This window comes from Bradyrhizobium sp., from assembly GCF_022844465.1.
GTDB lineage: Bacteria > Pseudomonadota > Alphaproteobacteria > Rhizobiales > Xanthobacteraceae > Bradyrhizobium.
Map to the genome: position 1 here is coordinate 157,617 of NZ_JALHLP010000006.1, position 24,177 is coordinate 181,793.

At 63.1% G+C, this 24,177-nt stretch carries 21 protein-coding genes and 1 pseudogene; 10 read left to right on the top strand and 12 right to left on the bottom strand.

Annotated elements, in window-relative coordinates:
• Window positions 1-369 precede the first annotated feature (369 nt).
• From Q0D31_RS13200 to Q0D31_RS13210, 3 genes are read left to right on the top strand one after another with little or no spacing between them, the layout of a single operon-like run.
• On the top strand, window positions 370-1,506 hold the full coding sequence (locus Q0D31_RS13200) for a hypothetical protein (protein WP_291851213.1): 1,137 nt from the start codon (window positions 370-372) through the stop codon (window positions 1,504-1,506).
• Window positions 1,507-1,508: 2 nt separating this feature from the next.
• Complete coding sequence (locus Q0D31_RS13205; protein WP_291851216.1) at window positions 1,509-2,177, top strand: hypothetical protein; 669 nt, start codon at window positions 1,509-1,511, stop codon at window positions 2,175-2,177.
• Between the two features lie 52 nt (window positions 2,178-2,229).
• Window positions 2,230-2,832, top strand: coding sequence for a hypothetical protein (locus tag Q0D31_RS13210; RefSeq protein WP_291851219.1), 603 nt, complete (start codon window positions 2,230-2,232; stop codon window positions 2,830-2,832).
• Window positions 2,833-2,985: 153 nt separating this feature from the next.
• Here Q0D31_RS13210 and Q0D31_RS13215 read toward each other — a convergent pair whose 3' ends face one another.
• Window positions 2,986-4,296, bottom strand: a complete 1,311-nt coding sequence (locus Q0D31_RS13215) for a hypothetical protein (RefSeq protein ID WP_291851222.1) — start codon at window positions 4,294-4,296, stop codon at window positions 2,986-2,988.
• Between the two features lie 628 nt (window positions 4,297-4,924).
• Between Q0D31_RS13215 and Q0D31_RS13220 the strand changes: the two are divergent.
• Window positions 4,925-5,089 (top strand): annotated as a pseudogene (locus tag Q0D31_RS13220) (JAB domain-containing protein); the annotation flags it as partial.
• A 27-nt stretch (window positions 5,090-5,116) separates the two neighbouring features.
• Here Q0D31_RS13220 and Q0D31_RS13225 read toward each other — a convergent pair.
• The 5 genes from Q0D31_RS13225 to Q0D31_RS13245 are packed head-to-tail and all read right to left on the bottom strand — an operon-like array spanning window position 5,117 to window position 9,424.
• Window positions 5,117-5,812, bottom strand: coding sequence for an AprI/Inh family metalloprotease inhibitor (locus Q0D31_RS13225; protein ID WP_291851225.1), 696 nt, complete (start codon window positions 5,810-5,812; stop codon window positions 5,117-5,119).
• Window positions 5,812-6,801: a 2-hydroxyacid dehydrogenase gene (locus Q0D31_RS13230; RefSeq protein ID WP_291851228.1), complete on the bottom strand. Its 990-nt coding sequence runs from the start codon at window positions 6,799-6,801 to the stop codon at window positions 5,812-5,814. Before Q0D31_RS13230 ends, Q0D31_RS13225 begins: the two co-directional genes overlap by 1 nt.
• Window positions 6,801-7,589: an ABC transporter permease gene (locus Q0D31_RS13235; RefSeq protein WP_291851231.1), complete on the bottom strand. Its 789-nt coding sequence runs from the start codon at window positions 7,587-7,589 to the stop codon at window positions 6,801-6,803. Before Q0D31_RS13235 ends, Q0D31_RS13230 begins: the two co-directional genes overlap by 1 nt.
• On the bottom strand, window positions 7,586-8,398 hold the full coding sequence (locus Q0D31_RS13240) for an ABC transporter ATP-binding protein (RefSeq protein ID WP_291851234.1): 813 nt from the start codon (window positions 8,396-8,398) through the stop codon (window positions 7,586-7,588). The genes Q0D31_RS13235 and Q0D31_RS13240 overlap by 4 nt, the downstream gene beginning before the upstream one ends.
• Window positions 8,399-8,404: 6 nt before the next feature.
• Window positions 8,405-9,424 carry an ABC transporter substrate-binding protein gene (locus Q0D31_RS13245; protein WP_291851237.1) on the bottom strand — a complete coding sequence of 340 codons (1,020 nt, stop codon included), beginning with the start codon at window positions 9,422-9,424 and terminating at the stop codon, window positions 8,405-8,407.
• A gap of 132 nt (window positions 9,425-9,556) precedes the next feature.
• Between Q0D31_RS13245 and Q0D31_RS13250 the strand changes: the two genes are divergently transcribed.
• Window positions 9,557-10,381, top strand: a complete 825-nt coding sequence (locus Q0D31_RS13250) for a creatininase family protein (protein WP_291851240.1) — start codon at window positions 9,557-9,559, stop codon at window positions 10,379-10,381.
• Between the two features lie 194 nt (window positions 10,382-10,575).
• Window positions 10,576-12,561 carry a carbohydrate porin gene (locus tag Q0D31_RS13255; RefSeq protein WP_291851243.1) on the top strand — a complete coding sequence of 662 codons (1,986 nt, stop codon included), beginning with the start codon at window positions 10,576-10,578 and terminating at the stop codon, window positions 12,559-12,561.
• Between the two features lie 33 nt (window positions 12,562-12,594).
• Here the strand turns inward: Q0D31_RS13255 and Q0D31_RS13260 are convergent, their stop codons facing one another.
• On the bottom strand, window positions 12,595-14,226 hold the full coding sequence (locus Q0D31_RS13260) for an FMN-binding glutamate synthase family protein (RefSeq protein WP_291851246.1): 1,632 nt from the start codon (window positions 14,224-14,226) through the stop codon (window positions 12,595-12,597).
• A gap of 263 nt (window positions 14,227-14,489) precedes the next feature.
• Window positions 14,490-15,263 (bottom strand): ferredoxin--NADP reductase, encoded by a 774-nt coding sequence (locus tag Q0D31_RS13265; RefSeq protein ID WP_291851249.1) that lies wholly within the window; start codon window positions 15,261-15,263, stop codon window positions 14,490-14,492.
• Between the two features lie 374 nt (window positions 15,264-15,637).
• On the opposite strand from Q0D31_RS13265, the gene Q0D31_RS13270 reads away from it, so the two are divergent.
• The 3 genes from Q0D31_RS13270 to Q0D31_RS13280 all read left to right on the top strand — a co-directional run bounded on the left by Q0D31_RS13270 (window position 15,638) and on the right by Q0D31_RS13280 (window position 19,546).
• Window positions 15,638-16,639 (top strand): NADP-dependent oxidoreductase, encoded by a 1,002-nt coding sequence (locus Q0D31_RS13270; protein ID WP_291851252.1) that lies wholly within the window; start codon window positions 15,638-15,640, stop codon window positions 16,637-16,639.
• Between the two features lie 157 nt (window positions 16,640-16,796).
• A complete protein-coding gene (locus tag Q0D31_RS13275; protein ID WP_291851255.1) occupies window positions 16,797-17,936 on the top strand; it encodes an FAD-dependent monooxygenase in 1,140 nt (379 codons plus the stop codon).
• Window positions 17,933-19,546, top strand: a complete 1,614-nt coding sequence (locus tag Q0D31_RS13280; protein ID WP_291851258.1) for a benzoate-CoA ligase family protein — start codon at window positions 17,933-17,935, stop codon at window positions 19,544-19,546. The genes Q0D31_RS13275 and Q0D31_RS13280 overlap by 4 nt, the downstream gene beginning before the upstream one ends.
• 95 nt (window positions 19,547-19,641) lie before the next feature.
• Here Q0D31_RS13280 and Q0D31_RS13285 read toward each other — a convergent pair whose 3' ends face one another.
• The 3 genes from Q0D31_RS13285 to maiA are packed head-to-tail and all read right to left on the bottom strand — an operon-like array spanning window position 19,642 to window position 21,954.
• A complete protein-coding gene (locus tag Q0D31_RS13285) occupies window positions 19,642-20,823 on the bottom strand; it encodes a 3-hydroxybenzoate 6-monooxygenase (protein ID WP_291851261.1) in 1,182 nt (393 codons plus the stop codon).
• Window positions 20,823-21,332 (bottom strand): MarR family transcriptional regulator, encoded by a 510-nt coding sequence (locus tag Q0D31_RS13290; RefSeq protein WP_291851264.1) that lies wholly within the window; start codon window positions 21,330-21,332, stop codon window positions 20,823-20,825. The genes Q0D31_RS13285 and Q0D31_RS13290 overlap by 1 nt, the downstream gene beginning before the upstream one ends.
• Window positions 21,322-21,954: a maleylacetoacetate isomerase gene (gene maiA / locus Q0D31_RS13295; RefSeq protein WP_291851267.1), complete on the bottom strand. Its 633-nt coding sequence runs from the start codon at window positions 21,952-21,954 to the stop codon at window positions 21,322-21,324. The genes Q0D31_RS13290 and maiA overlap by 11 nt, the downstream gene beginning before the upstream one ends.
• A 103-nt stretch (window positions 21,955-22,057) precedes the next feature.
• Here maiA and gtdA point away from each other — a divergent pair, with 103 nt between their 5' ends.
• On the top strand, window positions 22,058-23,098 hold the full coding sequence (gtdA, locus tag Q0D31_RS13300) for a gentisate 1,2-dioxygenase (RefSeq protein ID WP_291851270.1): 1,041 nt from the start codon (window positions 22,058-22,060) through the stop codon (window positions 23,096-23,098).
• Window positions 23,099-23,299: 201 nt separating this feature from the next.
• On the opposite strand, the gene Q0D31_RS13305 is transcribed toward gtdA, so the two are convergent.
• Window positions 23,300-24,103, bottom strand: coding sequence for an enoyl-CoA hydratase-related protein (locus Q0D31_RS13305; protein ID WP_291851273.1), 804 nt, complete (start codon window positions 24,101-24,103; stop codon window positions 23,300-23,302).
• Window positions 24,104-24,177 lie beyond the last annotated feature (74 nt).

The window sequence follows — 24,177 nt, forward strand, 5'->3', positions numbered from 1 at the left end:
AACGGATTCGACGTTTGCTCTCTTAGGCCAAGGCGCTGGACCGTGCTAACCAGATCCGAACGTATGTGGAATCAGCCCGATTGCGGTTTGCCGAGATACCAATGACGCAAGTGGAATCCGAAAAATGGACGAGTTGGGCGCAGCGGGAAGCGGATCGCAACGACTTGGGTCGTCGGCGCGCGATCCAACGTTTTCGCATTCCAATGACCGTACCCTGCGAGGCGAGCAGGCGCAAAGGGCCGGTGAAGCGGGACCGTCGATTTCGGCGAGCAATGTCTCGGGTAGATCGAGGTGATGCTCAATAGACAGCCCCGTCTTGACAAAGAAGTCGGAAGCGTTACACTTTTTACTAAAGGTTGGGAGATGGCGATGATCCGTCTTGCAGTTTCCGGCCTCTTTCTTTTCGCTGCATGCGAGTTGGCGCTAAACGCGCCGGTGGCGCGAGCGCAACAGGATGATACTTTCCGCATCTACGACATCGAGCATACCACCGGCCTGAATTTGGCCAGGGGATTTGATATCCTGACCGGCGCACCGCGCGCCGAGTGCGTAGTGCCGAAGAAACCCGAAGAAAATCCGGGCTATGGCCCCGACAGCGTCGGGTTTCGATCCTACAGAATTGAGAACTCTCAACAATTGGACCGGGCGCTCGGTATTTCTGCCTCGGCCTCCATCAAGATGGGGGTCGGCAGCGCGAGTGGCTCAGTATCTTACTCCAACGCGCTTTCCGTTAGCAGCTACGGACTGAACTACGTCGTGGAGAGCTCGATCAAGCAAAAAGGAAAAAGCGTACTCGCCGAGACCTTGAAGGAGCCATACAGAAAGCTGTTGGCGAGCGGCAAGCCAGAGCTACTCGGTAGATTCAGATCGATTTGCGGAGACGGCTACATAACAGAGATGCCAACAGGCGGAGAGTTCAAGGCAATCATCCAGATAGCAACGAACTCGCGCTCCGAAACGGAGGCCATGGCAGCTTCGATCGGCGGTTCCTATGCCGCTTATTCCGGGGCAGCCTCGTTCTCCAACTCCGTCAAAAAAGCAGCTTCGACAAACGAAGTGCGGATATGGAGTTTCCGTCGCGGCGGAGGCGGACCGGTGCCTATCACGCCAGACGATATCGCAACCGAAGCAGCCAACTTGCCTGTAAGCGCAGCCAAAACGCCCGCTCCGCTACAGATTGCAGTCTTCTCGTATACGACGGTGCTCGACGATCCCAGTATTCCATTGGACACCTTTTCCGAACGTGCTGCGCAAATTGAGAAACTGGCAGATCTGTCTTCGCGTGCGCGAAACCAACTCGGTGACCTCCAGTTCATAATGAACCACCCATCGCAGTTCTACAGCAGACCGACGGATTTACCGCAGCTTGCGCAGGAAGCGGAGAGCCTCAACGAATTCAGGGCGTTGATCAAACACCGAGCTGACGAGTGCATCAAATCTGACGGCGCTTGTTACATCGGCGACCTAACCCCGCCACAGCCAAGCGTGCGGCCAGCACGGAGGTAGAAATGGGCCCGTATTTTCCGGCATACGTACTTGGCATCGCTGCGACGATATCTACTGTCCCCGCGTACGCACAAAGTGTTGTCGACCAGGTGGTGAGATCCTCACCTGTGCAAATAGGACCGCCCGGCGGAGGGCTACGCGTCGGGCCCATCGATGTCGATGGCAGAGGCCGGGTCCGCGTCAGGTCGCCAGCAGAAGTACTCGACGACGAACTCAATCGCGTCCCTGGATACGCACTTCTTTCGGATGCCGACAAACGGAACGTAAAATCGGCAGTTGTAACGACCGGCGTAGTAGCCGGAATAACAACCGACCCGGCGGCTACTATGCTTTTCATAAAGATTCTCTCTGGCCAGGACGGCAAGGAGAAGACCGCCTCAGTTAAGATCAACCCGAATACTACCCCAACTGGGAAGGCCTGGAACATCAGCGCGACTTGTATCGTTCAGCAGGAGGCGAAGCTTATTACAGCCTATTTCAACACTGATACTGTTCCAGACGCGGACAAGATTGCGGACGGAGACACCGTAAATCTCACCGCTCCAATCTGCCCCTTATTCAAAGACAAATCCGTGACATCGGTGACGATCAACAAGAATGGCTTTGATCCTATTAGAGGTGGGAAGCCCCCTGAGTTCACCTACGTGATGGCGGGAAAGCCGGCTGCGTGATTCTGCGATCAGGTGCGTATTGGCACGTCGCCCCTGGTACCGAGAATGTCCTATGCGCAAACTCTCGTGCTCCAGGTTCATCTTATTTGCCTGCCTGCTTCTTGTTGGCTTCGAGCAGCCTGCCGGCGCACATGAGAAGGACCTTCGCAAACGAACCGATGCTGCAGGGCTCACGGAGATCAGCGTCTGCGCCCGTCCAAGCCCCAACGCCTTCGGCTTCCCTGGCCATGCATTTATTGCCTTCAGCTACCAGGCGGCTGGCGGCAGTCGCAGTTTCCGCGCGATCGGGCACACGGTCGCGCCCACTACGGGTTTGGCGGCTGCCGTGTTCACCTATTTCAGCGGCGGCTCCGTGGCCGGCCAGCAGGAAGAAGAACGCTACACGCACCTGAAACAGGCCTGCCTGACGCTTAAGGTTGATCGCGAAATCTACCAGCGAGCTCTCGACGCCGCCCGCCCGACGCTCAGCGCTTTGGGGATTCCCGATGCCGTCGCAGCTTCCGTCGAGCGCTACTCTCTCAACGGCCACGACTGCATGGACTTCATCTCGAACGTCGCCCAACCTCTGAAGACCGCAGGACTTTCCACTCCGGAAAGGGCGGCGACCGATACGCCAATCGCCTATATTCGGAAGCTGATCGACGCGAACCCCTAGACGTCACTTTAGATTCTTGCTGCAAATGCGGCACGTCCAAGGTTTCTCGCGAACCAAACAGCCGCGCTTCGACAGCGTACGCATCAGACGTGCGCAGCGGACCTCAAGCATCGCCGAAGCAGTTGGCCGAAAACACAAGACGCGTCTGTCGTGCTACGCTTGCTCGCCAGGGGCGACTGCCGCCTGCTGCGCGCGTCCTTTAGCCATGACAGCGACCCCGAGTTCAGTCCAGAACTCATCAGACAAGTCGACGTTCTTCATGGACAGAAATGTCTGGGAGAGGGAGAGAAGCGCAACGCGATGTTCCAGGTACGGCACTAATTTCGCGTCAACGGGCGAAGCCTTAGCCCACTGCAGATCTCCGCTGAGCTCCTGAATGATTTCGGACAAGATTGCATTCGACTTGGCTCCGCGGGCGTGGAGGTCACTGACGAACAACGCCATCAGTGCCTTCTTCCGGTACTCAAACTCGTCGGCGGTAATGGAATCCGGCTTAGTTACGGCGCCGAAAGTAATGGCTGTCCTCAATAAGCCAAACAGCAGTTCATCCAGCTTTGCATCGACCTCAAGAAAGTGTTCGAATTTCTGCCGAGATCGGCCTATCGCGAAGGTGGACATCTGGGCCGCATCGAATGCTTCGTGCCGCCAGTTCGTTCGGATGGCCGCATTTATTGAAACAACCTTCGCCGTTTCGCGCTCCGGAGACTCGCACGAATACGTCCGGTAGGCCAAGAAGTTCGGTTCCGCCGGCGGCGCGTTGGAGGCGAAATAAGATTCAAGAATCTCGCGCTTCTTGGTGTCCGGAAACCAATCAGCGGCAAGAAGGCGATCAAAGGCGTCCCAGCCACTTTCGACTTCATGCACCAGCGCGGCCATCGACCTCGCCTCTTCGGCCATCTGCACTTCGCGCAATATGCCATCGTGGATTAGTCGACATAGGCCCGATAGTTCGCGCTCAATCACCACGCGACCCCCGAGCTGCGCAAGTACATTTGCGTCTTCGTACGAGTGCGCGGGGACATGGACGCGCTGCCAGTTGGGTGTACGTTTCAGTACGCGGTAGAGCTCATTGGGGGAGAGCGGTTTTGTGATTTGCGAGAAGGGCGGGACGTTTAGCTGCTTATATATCTGTTGCACAAGAAAGGAGCAGTAGCTGTTCCCGGTTTCGGGCGCACGTAACCGGTAGGATTGGTCGAGAAAAAAGCGGGACGCCGTTCGTAGCGCAAGCGGATCGACAGGTTCTTTCAAACGGAATGCAGTATAGTGCTTCGAGCACAGCGCTGCCTCGCTCCATATGTTTAGCTTGATCCCAGCGGGTTTGAATGCCTCGATCACCAAAGGCCCATGAATGCAGACGGCCGCGTGCGACCAGACGCCTGGCGCGAGCTTGAGCCATTGAAGGCCCACAACACTGTAGCCGGTCCGGCTCTCCGGTTTGCAGAAGATGATGTCGCCTGGCTTCATTCAGGAGCACCCAATCCCATCACGTCGAAGCTCTTCGTTCCTGATAGGGCCGCCAACGGTACGTCCATTACGCTCTGCGTGCAATATTCGAGTTTTCAACTTCTCAATTCTGGATGGCATTTAGTGATTGCGGCATCTGGAGGTGTTTCCTGGACGGTAACGACGAACGCTCAAGGAATATCGAGGCCCAACATCGTCGGGGACGATATTATCGTCAACGAGCTATTCGACAGCGAATACGCGGTAACTGCTTATCGCCTCGGAGGGGGAGAGAAGGAAGTGTTGAGCGCCTGTCTAATTCGCCTGAAAGTTTCGAAGCCTTAGAACAGATAGGGCTGTCTCTTTAAAAGCGGGTGCGGTGGTTTACCGCTAAAACCCACCGCAACCTCCGACTTCCGAAATTGGCACTTTTCGGACATGCAGCTCATGGCAGAAAATGTCCGCTATCGAGTCCAAATCGGACTCTCGGAAATGATTTTCCGTGCCGAAAAATTATCTAGCGGGACAGTGTATGACCAACTGGAATGATCACGAACAGTCACCACTTACCGCCCCCAGTGCACGTCCCCTATCGTTTTATTGAGACCGAATTATATTGAGAGATCAGTCTGGTAGCTCGCAGGGTTTTCTCCTCCACAACCATCCCTCCGGCGATCCGACGCCCTCGCAGGCCGATATCCAGATGACCAAGGCGATCGTCGACATCGCCACCCCGCTCGGCATTTCCGTGCACGACCACATCATCGTCGGCAAGAACGGGCATGCTAGCCTGAAGGGGATGCGGCTGATCTAGACGCGTCGCACCTTCCGGCAACCCTACTTACTGTCCCCGGACCATGATCAGGGGATCGGCGCTGTCGGGCACCCGCCGCCATTGCGCGTTGTCGTCGGCCTCGAATTGCCAGGACTGGCCGGCATCCGACATCAGGATGATCTGCCCGCGCTCAAGCCGCCATTGCGTGGGCGCGAAGGCGGCGACCGCGGGATCGCATTTCGGCTTCAGGAACACCTGGAAATTATCGCCTGTCGCCTCGGTGTTGGTCAGCGTCAGGCCGCAGATCGGCCGGCCATTGCCGCGAACCATCGACCAGTCGCCGATCATCTGGTCCATCGACTTGGCGAGCGAGCGGGCGGCGGCGAGGTTCTGCAGGATGTAGACGCCCTCGCCGGTCCGCAAGCCCTCGAAAATCCCGCTTTCGACTTCGGTGAAGTCGATCACCGGCTGCCCGGCCGCGTCCTGCAGCCGCACGATGTCCAGCCCCTTGACGTTCCAGGCCATGATATCCTTTGTGAACGGCAGCGCCGCCGCGCAGCCTGGCTCGAGCTCGAGCCTGAGCCCTTGCGGGGTGGTGTCCGGCTTCAGCGTCACGACGCAGGTCTTGCTGCGCTCGGTGGTCGACAGCTCCCACTGCCCGACCATTTCCTTTTTAAGGGTCGCGGCATCCTGCGCCGCCGGCGCAGGCGACGCACATGCAAGCAGCGCCAGCGCCGCTGTGCTCAAGCGTCCAGCCGGCATCAGCGCCCCTTCACCGGGGTCTCCGGCACCGGCGTCAAGGGCGCCTTGCCGGCAAACCAGTTTTTCAGATTGGCGACGACGAGCTGGTCCATGGCGTTGCGCGTTACCACCGAAGCCGAGCCGATATGTGGCAACAGCACGACATTCTGCATGGCCTTCAGTTCATCCGGCACGTTCGGCTCATTGGCGAACACGTCGAGCCCGGCCGCGAGAATGGTGCCGGACTGCAGCGCCGCCACCAGCGCCGGCTCGTCGACCACCGAGCCGCGCGCCACATTGATCAGCACGCCGCGCGGTCCGAGCGCCTTCAAGACGTCGGCGTTGATCATCTTCGCGGTGGCGGCGCCGCCCGGCACGATGACGACAAGTGTGTCCACCGCCTCGGCCATCTCCATCAGGTTGCCATAGTGCTGGTACTTTACGGCCGGCGACGGGTTGCGCGAATGGTAGGACACGGGAACGCGGGACGCCTCCAGCCGGCGTCCGATCGCCTGCCCGATCCGGCCCATGCCGACGATCCCGATCTTGCGGTCGCGCAGCGAGCCCGCGCTCAGCGGATAGTTTTGTGTCTGCCACATGCCCGAGCGCAGGAAGCGGTCGGCCTTGACGAATTCGCGTAAGGTCGCGATCAGGAGGCCCATCGCGACGTCGGCGACCTCCTCGGTCAGTACGTCCGGCGTGTTGGTGACGACGATACCGTGCTCGCGCGCATAGGCGGAATCGACGTGGTCGTAGCCGACGCCAAAGCTCGCGACGATTTCGAGCTTCGGAAAGTGCGCCAGCGCCTTCCTGTCGGCCGGCACCGTGTGATAGGTCACCGCCATGCCGCGGGTTTTCGCCAGCACGTCGGGCGTCAGGCGCTCGAGGTCGGCGCGGCCTTCCGCCATATGCAGGACGAACCGGTCCGAGAAACCGTTCGCGATGATCGGCCGGATCGGCCCATAGACCAGGAGATCGACCTTCTCGGACGAAGCATTCGCTGCAGCCATCAATTTTCCCTTCCAAGCGCGCTTTCGTGCCAGCGCCGTAGTACCAGATGCGAAACTAGCGCCAGCAGCCCATGGATGACAATCCCGGCGACGGACAGCAGCAACAGCGCCGCGAACATGCGGGGAATGTTGAGCCGATAGCCTGACTCGGCGATGCGAAAGGCGAGCCCGGAACCGGCCCCGGCGGCGCCCGCGGCGATTTCGGCGACCACCGCCCCGATCAATGCCAGGCCGCCCGCGATCCGCAGTCCACCCAGGATATAGGGCAGCGCGGCCGGCAATTTCAGGTACCGCAGCGTCTGCAGCCGCGACGCGCCATAGAGCTGGAACAGGCCGGAAAGATTGCGATCGACCGAATTCAGCCCGAGCGTAGTGTTGGACAAGACCGGAAAGAAAGCGACGATCCAGGCGCAGACGATCACCGCGACCTGCTGCGGCAGATAGATCAGCAACAGCGGCGCGATCGCGATCACCGGCGTGACCTGCAGGATCACCGCATAGGGAAACAACGAATATTCCAGCCATCTGGACTGGTTGAACATCAGCGCCAGCGCGACGCCGCCGACGGCCGCGGCGATGAAGCCCTGCAGCGTGGTGAGCAGGGTGACGCCCAGGGATTCCGACAGCACCGGCCAGTCGCTGGCGAGCGTCTGCAACACGGCCAACGGGCTCGGCAGCACGTAAGGTGGGATGTCGTTGACGCGCACCGCGAACTCCCACAGCGCCAGGCCCGCCGCGAGCACGGCGACGGGAAGCAGCCAGCGGCCGACATTCTGGAAGGCGTTCATGCGGCGGGTTGCCCGGAATAGGACGGCGTCAGCGCGGCGGAGACCTCGCGGCAATGGGCGGCGTATTCCGCGGAGGTGCGAAACGCCTCGCCACGCGGCTCTGACGTGGTGATGCGGAATTCGCGGCTGATGCGCCCCGGTCGCGCCGTCATCACGATCACCCGTTGCGACAGATAGACCGATTCGAACACCGAATGGGTGACGAAGATGACGGTCTTGTTCAGCGTGCGCCACAGCGCCAGCAGGTCGTTGTTGAGGCGGAACCGGGTGATCTCGTCGAGCGCCGCAAACGGCTCGTCCATCAGCAGGATATCGGGGTCGGTGACCAGCGCCCGCGCCAGCGAGACCCGCATCTTCATGCCGCCGGACAGTTCGCGCGGAAACGCATCGGCGAATTCGGAAAGACCGACCTGCGCCAGCGCGTCGCCGACCTGCCGGCCCGCCTCGGCCGCGGGCAAATCTGCAAGCTTCAGCGGCAGCCGGACATTGTCGCGCACGCTCGCCCACGGCATCAGCGTGGGTTCCTGAAACACAAAGCCGATCGAACGCCGTCCCTCCGCTTCGCTGGCATGGCGGGAGACGTTGACGGTGCCTGAACTCGGCGCGCCGAGCCCCGCGATCAGCCGCAGCGCGGTCGATTTGCCGCAGCCGGATGGGCCGAGCAGGGACACGAACTCGCCCCTGGCGACGTCGAGATCGAGCGGCCCGAGCGCGGCCACGCCGTTGTCATAGACCTTGGTGGCGCCGCGCAGCTGGACGGCCAAAGCCTCGGCGCGTCGATCCCCGCTGGATGATGCAGGCCCGGCCATGCCCGATCAGTTCTTCGGCCGGCGGTCGAGACCGACGCCTTTGTTGGTGAAGCGAAGCGTGTACGCCTGGCGGTAGTCGATATCGCGGCGGACCACGCCGGCCCGCACCATCTTGTCGAAGAAGCTCGCCACCCGCGCGTCGCTCATCGCGCCGATGCCATCGCGCACCGTGTCGCCGGAATCGACGATGCCGTACTCCTTCATCTTGCCGACGGAGTAGGCGAGCAGTTCATCGGTCATTTCCGGGTTGAACTTCTTGATCATGGCGTTGCCCGCCGAATTGTCGCCGTAGAGGTAGCTGTACCAGCCGATGACGGAGGCATCGACGAAGCGCTGGACAAAATCGGGCTTGTTCTCCGCGACGTCCCGGCGGGTTTCGATCAGCGTCGAATAGGCGTTGAACCCATGATCGGCCAGCAGGATCACGCCGGGCTTGAAACCCGCCGCCTTCTGCACGGCGTAGGGCTCGGAAGTGACGTAACCCTGCATCGCGCTCTGCTTGTTGACGATGAAGGGCTGGGAATTGAAGGTGTAGGGCTTGACCTTGCTCTCGCTGAAACCGTATTCGGATTTCAGCCACTGGAAATAGCTCGCGACCCCTTCCTTGGAGACGAACAGCGTCAGCGGCTTGAGATCCTCGAGCTTGGTGATCTTGGCTTCAGGATGGGTCAGGAAAACCTGCGGATCCTTCTGGAAGATGGCGGCGACGGCGACCAGCGGCACCTTGTTGGCGGCGGCGTCGAACGATTGCAGGGTGTTGGCGCTCATGAAGAAGTCGAGCTTGCCGGCGATCAGCAGCATGCGGTTGTTGGCGTTGGGCCCACCCGGCACGATGGTGACGTCGAGGCCGTATTTCCGATAGGTGCCGTCGGCGACCGCCTGGAAGAAGCCGCCGTGCTCGGCCTGTGCGACCCAGTTGGTTCCGAACGATATCTTGTCGAGCGTCTGGGCCCGCGCGCCCGGGGGCAACGCCGCCAACGCCAAGAGACCGGCGGCTAACGCTCGCGGCAAGAAAGCCGGGTTCATATTGGACTCCGTCAATCGTTCTGGCCCATGATGGGAGGTAATGGACGCTGGCCGCGCCTCCGGGGGTTGAATCGATTCCCGGAACGGCTGACAAACTACCCTGCAAATTCATCGAAAGAAACGCTTCGCTCGATGGCCTCACCTGTTCCGCCCCGCGACTGGACCGATATCCAATGGGCCGACATCACCGGCGCCACGCCCGCGCGCTGGATTGCGGTGCTGCCGCTGGCGGCCACCGAGCAGCATGGCCCGCATCTGCCGCTAGAAACCGACGTCCTGATCGGCGCGGCCTATCTGGCGAAGGTGCGCGAACTGCTGCCCCCCAATATCCCCGCCACCTTCCTGCCGCTGCAGCCGGTCGGCATTTCCACCGAGCATATCGACTATCCCGGCACCCTGACGCTGCCGACCGACGTTGCGCTTCGGGAGTGGATGGCGATTGGCGAGAGCGTGGCGCAATCGGGGATCCGCAAGCTCGTGATGGTGACCAGCCATGGCGGCAACAGCGCGGCGATGTCGCTGGTCGCACAGGATTTGCGCGCGCATCACGGGCTGCTCGTGGTGACCGCAAGCTGGTCGCGCTTTGGCGTGCCGGATGGGTTGTTCTCCGCCGAGGAGTTGCGTCACGGTATCCATGGCGGCGCCGTCGAAACCTCGATCATGCTGGCGCGCTATCCGCACACGGTGCGCAGGGAAGCGATCGCCGATTTTCGTTCCGCCAGCATTGCGATGGAAAAGGAGTTTCGCTGGCTCTCCGCGCATCGGCCCGCGCCGTTCGCCTGGCAGGCGCAGGATCTGCATCCCAGCGGCGCTGTCGGCGACGCGACAAAAGCGTCCGCGGAAAACGGCGAGAAACTGCTCGATCACGGCGCGCGCGCGTTCTGCGAACTGCTTGCTGATGTCCACAAGTTCGACGTCAAGCGGCTGTTAACGGCGCCGAGGACGTCATCTAAGTAGCTGCATTATATACATATTCCTTGGATTCCTGCGCCGACGTCAGGTTTTCGAACCGGAATCGGGACGCCGCATCACCCCGTGCCGCACCTTGGGCGGGTCTTTTTTTGTTTTTTCCGGCGCCACGGCACACGTCACCTACTTGCGAATTATTCGCAATAAGGCTAAAGTTGCTTCGTACTGGAAACTTCCGCACGATGAACCACCGATCTCTGGCACATGCGTTGGCAGGCGTGGCGCTTGGCGTCCTGGCGCCCGGCGGCCCGGCCGCGGCGGTTGATCTCCCGCTCAAGGCGACCCGGCTTCATCCGGCGTTCGACTGGAGTGGTTTCTACATCGGCGGGCATGCCGGCTACCACCGCGGCTCGTCCCGCGCGACCCTTGCCGACCCCGCCATCAGCACCACCAACAGTATCGTCAGCGGCGTGATCGGCGGCGTGCAGGCCGGATACAATCATCGCCTGTCCTCGGGAGTCCTGTTCGGCGTCGAAGCTGATCTTTCCTTTCCGAACTATCTGCCGACCAATCATGTCGTCTCCGGTTTTGCGACCGCGCGCTCGACCGCCGAGGAGCGATGGGACTATGTCGGCACCGCACGCGGGCGGGTCGGCTATGCCAGCGGGCGGTGGCTTGCTTACGCCACCGGGGGATTCGCCTGGGCCGGCGAACGCTTCCTGAATACCCCCGCCGCCGTCGACGTCGAGGAAAAGCACATCGGCATACGAACGGGCTGGGCAGCCGGCGCCGGGCTGGAATACGCCTTCGCGCCGCACTGGAGCGTGCGGCTCGAATATCTCCACGCCCGGTTCGGAAAAGCCGACGTCCGGTTTCCATCAGGAACGCAATTCAGTTCGACGCTCGACTTCCAGTCCCTGCGCCTCGGCCTCAATCGCAAGGTCGACTGGCCGGGATCGAAAAACGGGACACCGACGAGCGACCTGACCGATCCTGAATCCGACCGCTGGGAAATTCATGGCCAGACCACCTATCTGGGCCAGGGCTATCCGGCGTTCCGCGCGCCCTATACCGGCCCCAACAGCCTGACGCCAGCGCGACAGGCGCAGGCCACCTGGAGCAACAGCCTTTATCTGAACGCCCGACTCTGGGAAGGTGGTGAGATCTACTACAACCCCGAACTGCTGCAGGGGTTCGGCTTGAGCGACACCGTGGGCATCGCCGGATTCACAAGCGGCGAGGCGCAGAAGTCGAACTTCCCCTACCCGCATTACAACACCTCGCGGCTGTTCGTGCGCCAGACTTTCGGGCTTGGCGGCGAGCAGGAGCAGCTTGCCAGCGCCCAGCAACAGCTCGCGAACAAGGTCGACGTCAACAGGCTGACGCTGCAGGCCGGGAAATTCTCGGTCGGCGACGTCTTCGACGGCAATGCCTATGCCAAGGATACCCGAAAGGATTTCATCAACTGGTCGATCTGGGCGCCCGGCGCATTCGATTACGCCGCCGACAAGCTCGGGCTGACCTACGGCATGACCGCCGAACTCAACGCGAAGCAATGGGCGCTGCGCGGCGGCTATTTCCTGATCGGCGCGGAATCGAACTCGAACAATTTCGACACGCTGGCGTTTCGCCGCGGCCAGTATGTGGCCGAGCTGGAGACGCGCTATTCGCTGCTTTCCCGACCGGGCAAGCTGCGCACCATCGCCTGGTTCAGCAACGCCAATTCGGGAAGCTATCGCGAGACCCTGGACAACCCGGCGCTCAATCTCGATATCTCCCTGACCCGAAGGGGCCGGATCAAATACGGCTACGTGGTCAATCTCGAGCAGGCGCTGACCGATGATATCGGCCTGTTCGGCCGCTGGAGCTGGAACAACGGCAAGACCGAGATCATGTCGTTTACCGATATCGACGCGTCACTGTCGCTCGGCGCCTCGATCAAGGGCGCCCGGTGGGGCCGCCCCGACGACGTCATCGGGCTCGGCGGCGCGATCAACGCCCTGTCGCGCGATCATCGGGATTTCATCGCCGCGGGCGGACTGGGCCCCTTGATCGGCGACGGCCGGCTCAACTACCGCAAGGAGCGCATCCTGGAAACCTATTACGCCTACGCGCTTTCCAGACATCTGACGCTCACAGCGGACTACCAGCTGATCACCAACCCCGCCTACAACGCCGACCGGGGCCCGGTCCACGTCTTTTCCGGCCGCTTCCACGGCGAATTCTAGAGCATCTTCCAGCGAAAAGGCGCTCGCGCGACCTCACGCGGCCGGCTGGAACGAATCCGCCCGCGCCATCGCCCAGGCGTCGCGGAAGCGCGGATCGCCGGTGCCCTCGATCAACTCACCCGGACGCAGCGACGGATAGAGCTTCGCGAACGACAATACCTCGGTGCTCGACGTCCGCTTCGAGAAGTGGATCGTGCGCAATTGCTGCGGGTGGTCGAGGCCGGCGGCGGCGAGGAGCTCTGACAGCGCGTGCAGGGTGGCATGATGGTAATTGTAGACCCGCTCAGTCTTGAGCGGCACCACCAGCGCGCGGGCGCGGGTCGGATCCTGCGTGGTCACGCCGGTCGGGCAGCGATCGGTATGACAGCTCAACGACTGGATGCAGCCGAGCGCGAACATGAATCCGCGCGCCGAATTGCACCAGTCGGCGCCGATCGCCATGGCTCGCGCCATGTCGAAGGCGGTCGCTATCTTGCCGGCGGCGCCGATCTTGATGCGGTCGCGGGCATTGATGCCGATCAAGGCATTGTGGACGAAATCAACGCCCTCGCGCATCGGCATGCCCAGATGGTCCATGAATTCCAGCGGCGCGGCGCCAGTGCCGCCCTCATTACCGTCGATGACGATGAAATCAGGATAGATCCCGGTCTGCAGCATCGCCTTGCAGATCGCCAGGAACTCCCAGGGATGGCCGATGCAGAGCTTGAATCCCGTGGGCTTGCCGCCGGAGAGCCGGCGCATCTCGCCGATGAAGGCCATCATTTCCAGCGGCGTCGAAAACGCGCGGTGGGTGGCCGGCGAAATGCAATCCTCGCCCATGGCGACGCCGCGGATCCTGGAAATCTCCTCGGACACCTTCGCGGCCGGAAGCACGCCGCCATGGCCCGGCTTGGCCCCCTGGCTGACCTTGAGCTCGACCATCTTGATCTGGTCGTCGGCCGCGACCCGCGCGAACTCCGCCGGGTTGAACGTGCCGTCCCGGTTGCGGCAACCGAAATAGCCGGAGCCGATCTCCCAGATGATGTCGCCGCCATTCTCGCGATGATAGGGGCTGACGCCGCCTTCGCCGGTGTCATGCGCAAAGCCGCCCTTCTTCGCCCCGGCATTGAGCGCGCGCACGGCGCTCGGGCTGAGCGCACCAAAACTCATCGCCGAGATGTTGAAGACCGACGCCGAATACGGCTTGGCGCAATCCGGACCGCCGATCGTGACGCGGAATTCCGCACCGCTGCGCGCCCTCGGCGCCACCGAATGATGCATCCATTCGTAACCCTCGCGATAGACGTCTTCCTGGGTGCCGAACGGCCGCTTGTCGAGCACCATCTTGGCGCGCTGATAGACCAGGGCGCGGGTGTCGCGGGAGAACGGCATGCCGTCCTTCTCGCTCTCGAAGAAGTACTGCCGCATCTCCGGCCTGATCTCCTCGAGCAGGAACCGGATATGCGCCGAGATCGGATAGTTGCGCAAAACCGCGTGGTTCTTCTGCAGGAGGTCGCGGATGCCCAGCAATGTCAGGGCGCCGAAGATCACGATCGGAAGCAGCAGTATCTCCCAGACCTTCAGGTTATTGTCGAAGATCCCGATGCCGACCAGCAATGCAGTGATGACGGCGCAGATCGTCAGCACGATGAAACGTGGCGAGAACGGAAGCAGCAGCGTTTCCATGAATCCCCTCAAACCGATTTGTCGCGGCGGGACCAGCCTAGTCCAGCGAGCGGCGCTGCGATATACGGATTGATACTCACGGAAGCGACGGGGATTCGCAAATGGGTTCGGTCGCCCAGCGGACCGTCGCCGGCTCGATCGCCGGCGTTTTTTGCAGTGCGGTGCAACCGTCCCGTGCTGCCGGCACGGCGGCGCGACCGCTGCGGAGTTCTTTGAAGTCACTGGCTGGTCGGCGCTCACCCGCCTCGCAGCAGGCTCGCGCCTCAGCGCTCGACGAACGCCTTCTCGATGACGAAATGACCCGGCGTATTGTGGCTTCCCTCGACAAAGCCGCGGGCCTCGAACATCTCGCGCAGTTCTTCCAGCATGGCCGGGCTTCCGCACATCATGACGCGATCGCTCGCGATGTCGAGCGGCGACTGGCGGATGTCGTTGAACAGCTGCTCCGAAGTGATCAGATCGGTGATGCGGCCGCGGTTGCGGAACGGCTCGCGGGTCACGGTCGGGTAGTAGATCAGCTTCTCCGACAACAGCGGCCCGAACAGCTCGTCATCGCGCAGCCTGGCGACGAGTTCCTCGCCATATGCGAGCTCGGAAACCTGCCGGCAGCCATGCATCAGCACGATGGTCTCGAACCGCTCATAGACATCGGGGTCCTTGATCAGGCTCGCGAACGGCGCGAGGCCGGTGCCGGTCGACAACAGCAACAGCCGATCGCCCGGAATCAGATTGTCGGCGACCAGCGTGCCGGTCGCCTTGCGGCCAACCAGAATCTCGTCGCCTTCGCGTATTTTCTGCAGCTTCGAGGACAGCGGTCCGTCGGCAACCTTGATGGAGAAGAATTCGAGCTCTTCCTCGTGATTGGCGCTTGCCATGCTGTAGGCGCGCAGGAGCGGCCGGCCCTCGACCTCGAGGCCGATCATCGCGAACTGTCCGTTCTGAAACCGGAAGCCGGAATCGCGGGTGGCGGTGAAGCTGAAAAGCGTATCGGTCCAGTGCCGGACGGAAAGAACTTTCTCTCGATAGAACGCGCTCATGCGGTTTCGTTTTCCTGACGTCCTGATATCGAATGTCTTGGGATTCACGATCGCGAATGGACGAAAACCCGCGAAATCATGGATGATTTGACGCTTCATTTGCGCACGGGGCTGACATAGTCAACATGATCTACAGCACAGCCACGAACTCCGAATGCATGACGAGAAAAAGGCTTCGTTAATGCTGATTCGGCGCAATTTACTTGCTGATCCTGATGCCGATCCGGCAATAAATTTCTGCATCAGGTCGGCCTGAATTCGCGGGATTTGGATTTTCTTTGAACGAGGCGCACAATTAAAGGGAAAGCCGCGCATCCGCCGTGCATGCGTCCGCAAGCGCCAGAACACGACACCGCTTCAGGGGAGCAAACACCATGGGCGACACCGTCAATCGTCAGATCCTGCTGGTCGAGAAACCAACTGGAAAGCTCGGGCCTGAGCATTTCAGGATGGTCAACGGCACCATGCCCGAAACGAAGGATGGCGAGGTCGTGGTGCGAACCCGTTACATCTCGCTCGACGCCGCCAACCGGGCATGGATGCATGGCGCGACCTATCGCGCCGCCGTCGAGGCCAACACCGTGATGGCCGGTGGCGGCATCGCCGAAGTCATCTCCTCCAGGGCGCCGGGATTTGCGCCGGGCGATATCGTGTTCGGCGACACCGGCTGGCAGGACTACGCCGCCGTAGCGGGCAAGCATCTCACCAGGATGCCAAAGCTGAAGCCGATGACCCATCTGCTCAGCGTGTACGGGATCGCCGGCCTCACCGCCTATTTCGGCCTGCTGCAAATCGGCAAGCCAAAAGAGGGTGAAACGGTGGTGGTGTCAGCCGCGGCCGGCTCGGTCGGATCGATCGTCGGCCAGATTGCCAGGATCAAGGGATGCCATGTCGTCGGCATCGCCGGCGGCAAGGACAAATGCCATTGGCTGACCAGCGAACTCGGTTTCGATGCCGCGGTGGACTACAAGGACGGCGCGACGTTCAAGGCGCTGCGCGCGGCAGCCCCCAAAGGCATCGACGTCTATTTCGACAATGTCGGCGGCGACATCCTCGAAGCCTGTCTGTCGCAGATGAACAATCGCGGGCGCATCGCCTGTTGCGGCGCGATCTCGCAATATGACGGCGTGCCGTCGGCCCATGGTCCGCGCGGCGTGCCCGGCCTGATCGTCGTCAAGCGCCTCATCATGCAGGGCTTCATCGTGATGGACTTCATGGACCAGAGCGCCGCCGCGCTTGCCGACCTGCAATCCTGGGTCGCCTCGGGCAAGCTGAAGGTGCAGGAGGACGTGATCGACGGCCTCGAAAACACCCCGCGGGCGCTGATCGGCCTGCTCGCCGGAGAAAACCGCGGCAAACGAATGGTGAGGGTGTAGCCGCGCGGGCGCCTGCGTCCCCCGCGACGCAGGCTGCGCGCAACATCCGCCGCCGGGTTTTTGCCGAACGCCGTATGATTTTTCAGTAGCGCGGAATTCAGGCGGGGATTAGGCTGCGATCCCGGTTAATCAGTATACTGTCGATCAGGAGGCAGACGTGCGTATCGCCGTGATTGGCGCAGGCCCCGGCGGCCTCTACTTCGCCTATCTCTGGAAGCGACGCCATCCGGACGCGCAGATCGACCTGTTCGAGCAGAACCCCGAAGGCGCGACCTGGGGCTTCGGCGTGGTGTTCTCCGACCAGGCGCTGGAATTCCTGCGCGCCGACGACCCCGACACGGTGGACGCGATCACGCCGCAGATGGAAAGCTGGAACAACATCACGGTCAATTTGCGCGGGCAGAGCGTCGAGATCGACGGGGTCGGCTTCTCGTCGATCGGCCGGCTCGAGTTGCTGAACATCCTGCAGCAGCGCGTGCGCGCCGTAGGCGTCGCGCCGCGATACGGCACAACCATCCGCTGGATTAGCGAACTCGAAGGATACGACCTCGTCGTCGCCGCCGACGGTCTGAACTCGCTGGTGCGCCGCAGCTTCGAGGGCGCGTTCGGCACCACGGTTTCGCACGCCACCAACAAGTTCGCCTGGTATGGCACCCGCAAGTCTTTCGCCACGCTGTCGCAGACCTTCGTCAAGACCGACCTTGGCGCGTTCAACGCGCACCACTACCGCTATTCGCCCGACATGAGCACGTTCCTGGTCGAATGCGACGCCGCCACCTGGCAGGCCTACGGCTTTGCGGACAAGACGATCGAGCAATCGCAGGCGATCTGCGAGCAGGTGTTCGCCGCCACCCTCGACGGTCATTCGCTGGTCTCCAACAACTCGATATGGCGCAGCTTCCCCTGGGTCTGGAACGAGAACTGGTCGCATGGCAACATGGTGCTGATCGGCGACGCGCTGCACTCGGCGCATTTCTCGATCGGCTCCGGGACGCGGCTGGCGATCGAGGATGCGATCGCGCTGGCGAGAGCGCTGGAGGCGGAGGCCGGCATTCCTGCGGCGCTGGCCCGCTACCAGGCCGAGCGCAAGCCGATCGTGGCGAAGCTGGTGAAAGCGGCGCGCACCAGCGCCGACTGGTACGAGCATTTCCCCGAACACATGAAGCGCGACCTGATGGATTTCGCCTATGGCTACATCACCCGGTCGGGGCGAATCGACGATGCGCGGCTGCGGGCGATGTCACCGGCCTTCATGGCGCGCTACGAAGCCGAAAAGAGCATCGGAAGCCGGCCATGACGCAGGAGATCACCGACCAGGTCCCAAGAGACAGCGCGGGTGCGCGCGAGATCGGGTTTGCGGTCCCGGAGATCTATAATGCCGGCCGCATCCTTTACGACAATCTCGCGCACGGGCGCGGCGACCGGCTGGCGCTGACCGGCCCCGGCGGCCAGCGCAGCTACGCGCAACTCTGCGCCGAAGCCTCGCAATGGGGCCATGGCTTCCGGTCGCTCGGCCTGCGCCGCGGCGACCGCATCCTGATGCTGCTCGACGACACGCCGGCCTATCCGGCGGCGTTCTTCGGCGCGGTACGCGCGGGCTTCGTGCCGCTATTGATCAACACGCTGACACCGCCCGACCTGCTGCAGTTCTACCTGGCCGATTCCGCCGCCGCCGTGGCGGTCACCGACGCCGAGTTCGTGGCGCGCTTTGATGCGCAGGCCTGCACCGATACGCTGCTGCAAACCCTTGTCGTGACCAATGGCGCCGCCGGCGACCACGCCGTACCTAACGGCTTGATCGCCAGCCAATGGCTGCAAGGTTTCGCCACCGATTTGCCGGAAGCCGACACCGGGCGCGACGAGATGGCGTTCTGGATGTATTCGTCGGGCTCCACCGGCCGCCCCAAGGGCATCGTGCATCTGCAGCACGACATGGCTTATAGCGAGCAGGCGTTTGCGCGCCACGTGCTCAAGCTTGGCCCTGACGACATCTGCTTCTCGGTGCCGAAGATTTTCTTCGCCTACGGCTTCGGCAACGCCGTCACCTTTCCGTTTTCGGTCGGCGCGGCGTCGCTGCTGCTGCCCGGCCAGCCGAAACCGGCGGCGATCTTCGAGGCGATCGAAACCTATCGCCCTACCGTGTTCTTCGGCTTGCCGACACTCTACACCTCGCTGACCAAAGCCGAGGGCGCGTCGGCGACGGACTTCTCGTCGCTGCGGATGGCGCTGTCGGCCGCCGAGGTGCTTTCGGCGGAGGTCTTCAACGGCTGGAAGGCGCTGACGGGAATCGAAATCGTGGAAGGGCTGGGCTCCACCGAAGTCCTGCACATCTACCTCTCCAACCGGCCCGGGCACAAGAAACCCGGCGCAGCCGGCTTGCGCGTTCCCGGCTATGAAATCCGGCTCCGGGACACCGACGGCCGCGACGTCCAAGACGGTGAGGAAGGCGTCTTGTGGGTGCGCGGCGATTCCAATACGCCGCTGTACTGGAACCGGCCGGACAAGTCGGCGGAGACGATCCGGGATGGCGGCTGGATCTACACCGGCGACCGCTTCCTACGCGACAGCGACGGCTTCCACTTCTTTCGCGGCCGCGCCGACGACCTGATCAAGATTTCAGGCCAATGGGTCTACCCGCTCGAAGTCGAATTGTGCCTGGCCGAGCACCCCGATATCAGGGAATGCGCCGTGTTCGCTGCCGAGCTGCCCGACCGGCGGATGACGCTGAAGGCGGTGGTGGTGATGAACAAGGACGGGTTCGACGCCGCCGACGCCACGCGGACGCTGCAGGACTACGTCAAGACAAAGCTGCTGCCCTACAAATACCCCCGCGAGATCGCCTTCGTCGGGGAGCTGCCGAAAACCGGGACGGGCAAGATCGACCGGCAGGCGCTGCTGAAGATGTAAGGGCCTCGTCATTGCGAGCGAAGCGAAGCAATCCATCTTCCCGCCCGGGGATAGATGGATTGCTTCGTCGCTTCGCTCCTCGCAATGACGGCATTCTACCCCGCCAGGCCCGTCCCGCCATAGAGCCACGCCAGGTCGCCGTACCATTGCTCCGACGTCTTCGCGCTCATGATCGCGTTGCGGAGGCGGGCATGTTCGCCGGCGGGATGATAGACGTGCTCGCCGATCGCGCGGGACAGCAGCTGCACGCGCGCGGTGCGCGGGAAGCGCTGCGCGCGGTAGGCTTCGAGCGCGACGGCGTGGTCGTCATGCTGCGCCAGCAGGTGCGACAGGCAGACCGCGTCCTCCATCGCCTGGCAGGCGCCTTGTGCGAAGTACTGCAGCATCGGATGCGCGGCGTCGCCGAGCAGCGCAACGCGGCCGTCGACCCAGCGCTCGACCGGATCGCGGTCGCACAGCACCCACAGCCGCCAGTTCCGGCCGTGGCGGATGATCTCCCGCGCCCGCTCATGCACATGCCCAAAGCCCTGCATGACTTCCGCGTCGGACACCGGCTGGCCCGCGACCGGCTCTGGCGCGTCATTGTGATAGGTGACGACGAGGTTGAACACCTTCCAGCCCGACAGCGGATAATGCACGATATGGCATTTCGGCCCGGCCCACAGCGTGGCCGCGTTCCAGCGCAGATCTTCCGGCATCTGCTCGGTCGGAATCACCGAACGATAGGTCGTGTGCCCGGAGACGCGCGGCGGTCCGTCCGCGACCACCTGCTTGCGGACGTTCGACCATAATCCGTCGGCGCCGATCAGCAGCGCTCCGGTGACGCGCTCGCCGTTCGCCAACCTGGCGGTCACCGACGAGCCGTCCTGGTCGTAGCCGGCCACCTCGCTGCTGACGCGCAGCTCGATCAGTTCATGGTTCTGGCAGGCGCGCAGGAAGACGCCATGCAGGTCGCCGCGATGCACCACCGCATAGGGGTTGCCGAAGCGGGCGCGAAACGGCTCGCCGAGGTCGACATGGGTGATCTCCTCGGCCGTCAGCGCATCCATCAGCCGGAGCTGGTCGATATAGACCGCCATGCCGCGCGCCGCCGCGCCGACGCCAAGATGATCGAAGGCGTGGAACGCATTGGGGCCGAGCTGGATGCCGGCGCCGATCTCGCCCAGCGCCGCGGCCTTTTCCAGCACGACCGACCGGATGCCTTTTTGCGCCAGCCCGAGCGCCGCTGCGAGCCCGCCGATGCCGCCGCCTGCGATCAGGACCGGGCGCGCGATCATCAGCCGGACCTTCCCAGATGTTCGAGCGCGTCCTCGGCGCGCAGCGGCACCCGCGAAGCCTCGTTGTTGAGGTCGACCAGCTGCGTCAGCAGCGCCAGCAGCGCCTTGCGGTCGGCCGGCTTCAGCGGCTGCAGCATCCGCGCCTGCGCGCGATCCACCGACGGCATGATGTCGCGCAGCACCGCCGCGCCGGAGCGGGTCAGATGCAGCAGCTTGACGCGCTTGTCCTCGCTTGAGGGCTTGCGCTCGATCAGTGCCTTGCTTTCCAGCCGCAGGATCACGTTGCCCAGCGTGGAACGGTCGAACGCGATCACCGCCGACAGCCGCGTCGCGTCGATGCCGGGGTGGGTATGGATCGCCACCAGCGCCGCATATTGCACCGGGGTCAGGTCGAACGCGCGGCACTCCTCGACAAAGATGGCGACCGCGATCTGCTGCATCCGCCGGAACAGATAGCCCGGCGCGGCATAGACCGCGTCCATCGTGATGGCTGGAGGCTTACTCGGCATCGGGCTGCCTGTCCGGCGCGGCGTCGGCGAACGCCTTCATCTTTGCAGCCGCGGCCTCGGCCGTGAGCAGGCGCGGATAGGCCGAGACGTCGACGCCGAAGCGCCGCGCGTTTGCCAGCTGCGGCACCAGGCAGAGATCCGCCAGCGTCGGCGCCGCGCCGAAGCAGAACGGCCCTGGCTCGCCGGCGACCAGGATTTCGCAGGCCGCCAGGCCTTCCCGGTTGGCCCAGGCCGCCCATTCCGTCACCTTGTCCTCGGGCAGGCCGAGCTGGCGCAGCCGCGCCAGCACCCTGAGGTTCTGCACCGGATGGATGTCGCAGGCGACCGCCAGCGCAAAGGCGCGCACTTTGGCCCGGCGCAACGGATCGCTGGGAAGGAGCGGCGGGTCGGGATGGGTCTCGTCCAGCCATTCGATGATGGCGAGCGACTGGGTCAGCGCCGCGCCCGTGTCGTCCTCCAGCGCCGGCACCAGCCCTTGCGGGTTGATCGCAAGATAGTCAGGCGCGGTCTGCTCGCCCTTGCGCAGATGATGCGGCAGGTGCTCGGCCGAAAGCCGCTTGAGATTGAGCGCGATCCTGACCCGATAGGCCGCGGCGCTGCGAAAATAGCCGTGCAGCTTCATCGGAAACCTCCCGTCAAGTCCCCTGTTCCGTGACAGTCGCCGATTGACGTTAGCCATATCGTAAGTATACTGTCAATCGAGGCAGGAACGACGGAGGCCGACCATGGAAGCCGTGCAGAAGACCCCGGAGCGCGAGGCGTTCTACCGGAAGATCGACGGCGAAAATCTCTCCGCGCTGTGGAACGTGATGGGCGACCTGATCACGCCGGAGCCGAAGAGCGCCTGCCGTCCGCATCTGTGGAAGTTCGATTCGATCCGCGACTACATGACGGAGGCCGGCCGGCTGATCACGGCAAAGGAAGCCGAGCGGCGGGTGCTGGTGCTGGAAAATCCGGGCCTGCGCGGCCAGTCGAAGATCACGACGTCGCTGTTTGCCGGGGTGCAGATGGTGATTCCCGGCGATATCGCGCCGGCGCACCGCCACAGCCAGTCGGCGCTGCGCTTCGTGCTTGAAGGCAAGGGCGCGGCGACCGCGGTCGACGGTGAGCGCACGCTGATGGAGCCCGGCGACTTCGTGATCACGCCGTCGATGACCTGGCACGACCATTCCAACGAAACCTCGGAGCCGATGTTCTGGCTCGACGGGCTCGATATCCCGATGGTGCAGTTCTTCGATGCGTCGTTTGCCGAAGGCTCGAGCGAAGACCAGCAGAAGATTACCCGGCCCGCCGGCGACAGCTTTGCGCGCTACGGCCACAATTTGCTGCCGGTGGACGCGACGCGCAAATCAAGAACTTCGCCGATCTTCAACTATCCCTACAGCCACACGCGCGAGGCGCTGGAGCGGGCCCGGATGCGCGAGGAGTGGGATGCCTGCCACGGGCTGAAACTGAAATTCTCCAACCCCGAAACCGGCGACTTCGCGATGCCGACGATCGGCACCTTCATCCAGCTGCTGCCGAAGGGCTTCAAGACCGCCCGCTACCGAGCCACCGACGCCACCGTGTTCGCCGTGGTCGAAGGCAAGGGCCGCACCCGGATCGGCGAGCAGAGCTTCGAGTGGGGCGCGCGCGACCTGTTCGTGGCGCCGAGCTGGCAATGGGTCACCCACGAGGCCGACGACGACGCGGTGCTGTTCAGCTTCTCCGACCGCCCGGTGCAGCAGAAGCTCGACCTGTTCCGGGAAGATCGCGGGAATGCATGAAAATGCATGGTCATTCCGGGGCGATGCGTAAGCATCGAACTACGGTGCGCAATTGCGCACCGGAGAATCTCGAGATTCCCCGGTGCGCAATTGCGCACCTGAGGTCTGGTCCTTCGGACCATCCCGGAATGACGGCAATGCCCGTATCACCGCCAACGTAGCAACCGCGCCTCCGGCAGGTCAATCCGCAGCCCGCGTGATCTATCCCTTCCCCCTCCCCCAGTTGGCCGCGCGCTTCTCCGCAAACGACGCCAGCCCCTCCGACGCCTCGCTTGTCTGCCGCCGGCTCGCATGCATCCGCACCAGCCGCGCATAGGCGTCATCATCGACGCCCATGCCGCCGAACGAGCTCTCCATCGCCAGCGCCTTGGTTTCCGAGAGCGCCTCCGGGCCGTTGGCGAGCAACTGCTCCACGAAGCGGGCGCCGGCGGCTTCCAGTTCCGCCAGCGGCACCACCTCGTGGACGAGGCCGATCCGGCGCGCGTCGGCGGCGCCAAAGCGCTCGCCGGTCAGCGCATAGCGGCGCACCTGGCGGACGCCGATGGCGTCGCAAAGTTGCGGGATGATGATGGCGGCCGTCAGCCCCCAGCGCACCTCGGTGATCGAGAACAGCGCGTTGTCGGCGGCGATCACAACGTCGCAGGCGGAGATCACGCCGGTGCCGCCGCCGAAACAGCCGCCCTGCACCAGCGCCACCGTCGGGATCGGCAGCGTGTTCAGCCGCTGCACCGCCTCGAAGGTGGCGCGCGAAACCGCCTCGTTCTCGCCGGCCGATTTCGGCCGCACGCCATTGATCCACTTCAGGTCGGCGCCGGCCTGGAAATGCTTGCCGTTGCCCTTCAGCACGACGATGCGAAGGTTGGGCTTGTTGCCGAGGTCGTCTATCGCCGCCAGCACGCCGTTGATCAGCCCGGCATCATAGGCGTTGTTCACTTCCGGGCGGTTCAACGTGACCGTCGCCACGCCGCGCCCGTCGATATCCCACAACACCGGATTGGCCGTCATCGGCGAGCCCCTTTGTTCGGCAGGTTGACAATTCCGGACCATAGGCCGGGATCGCAGTCGCTGTCACGGGGTGG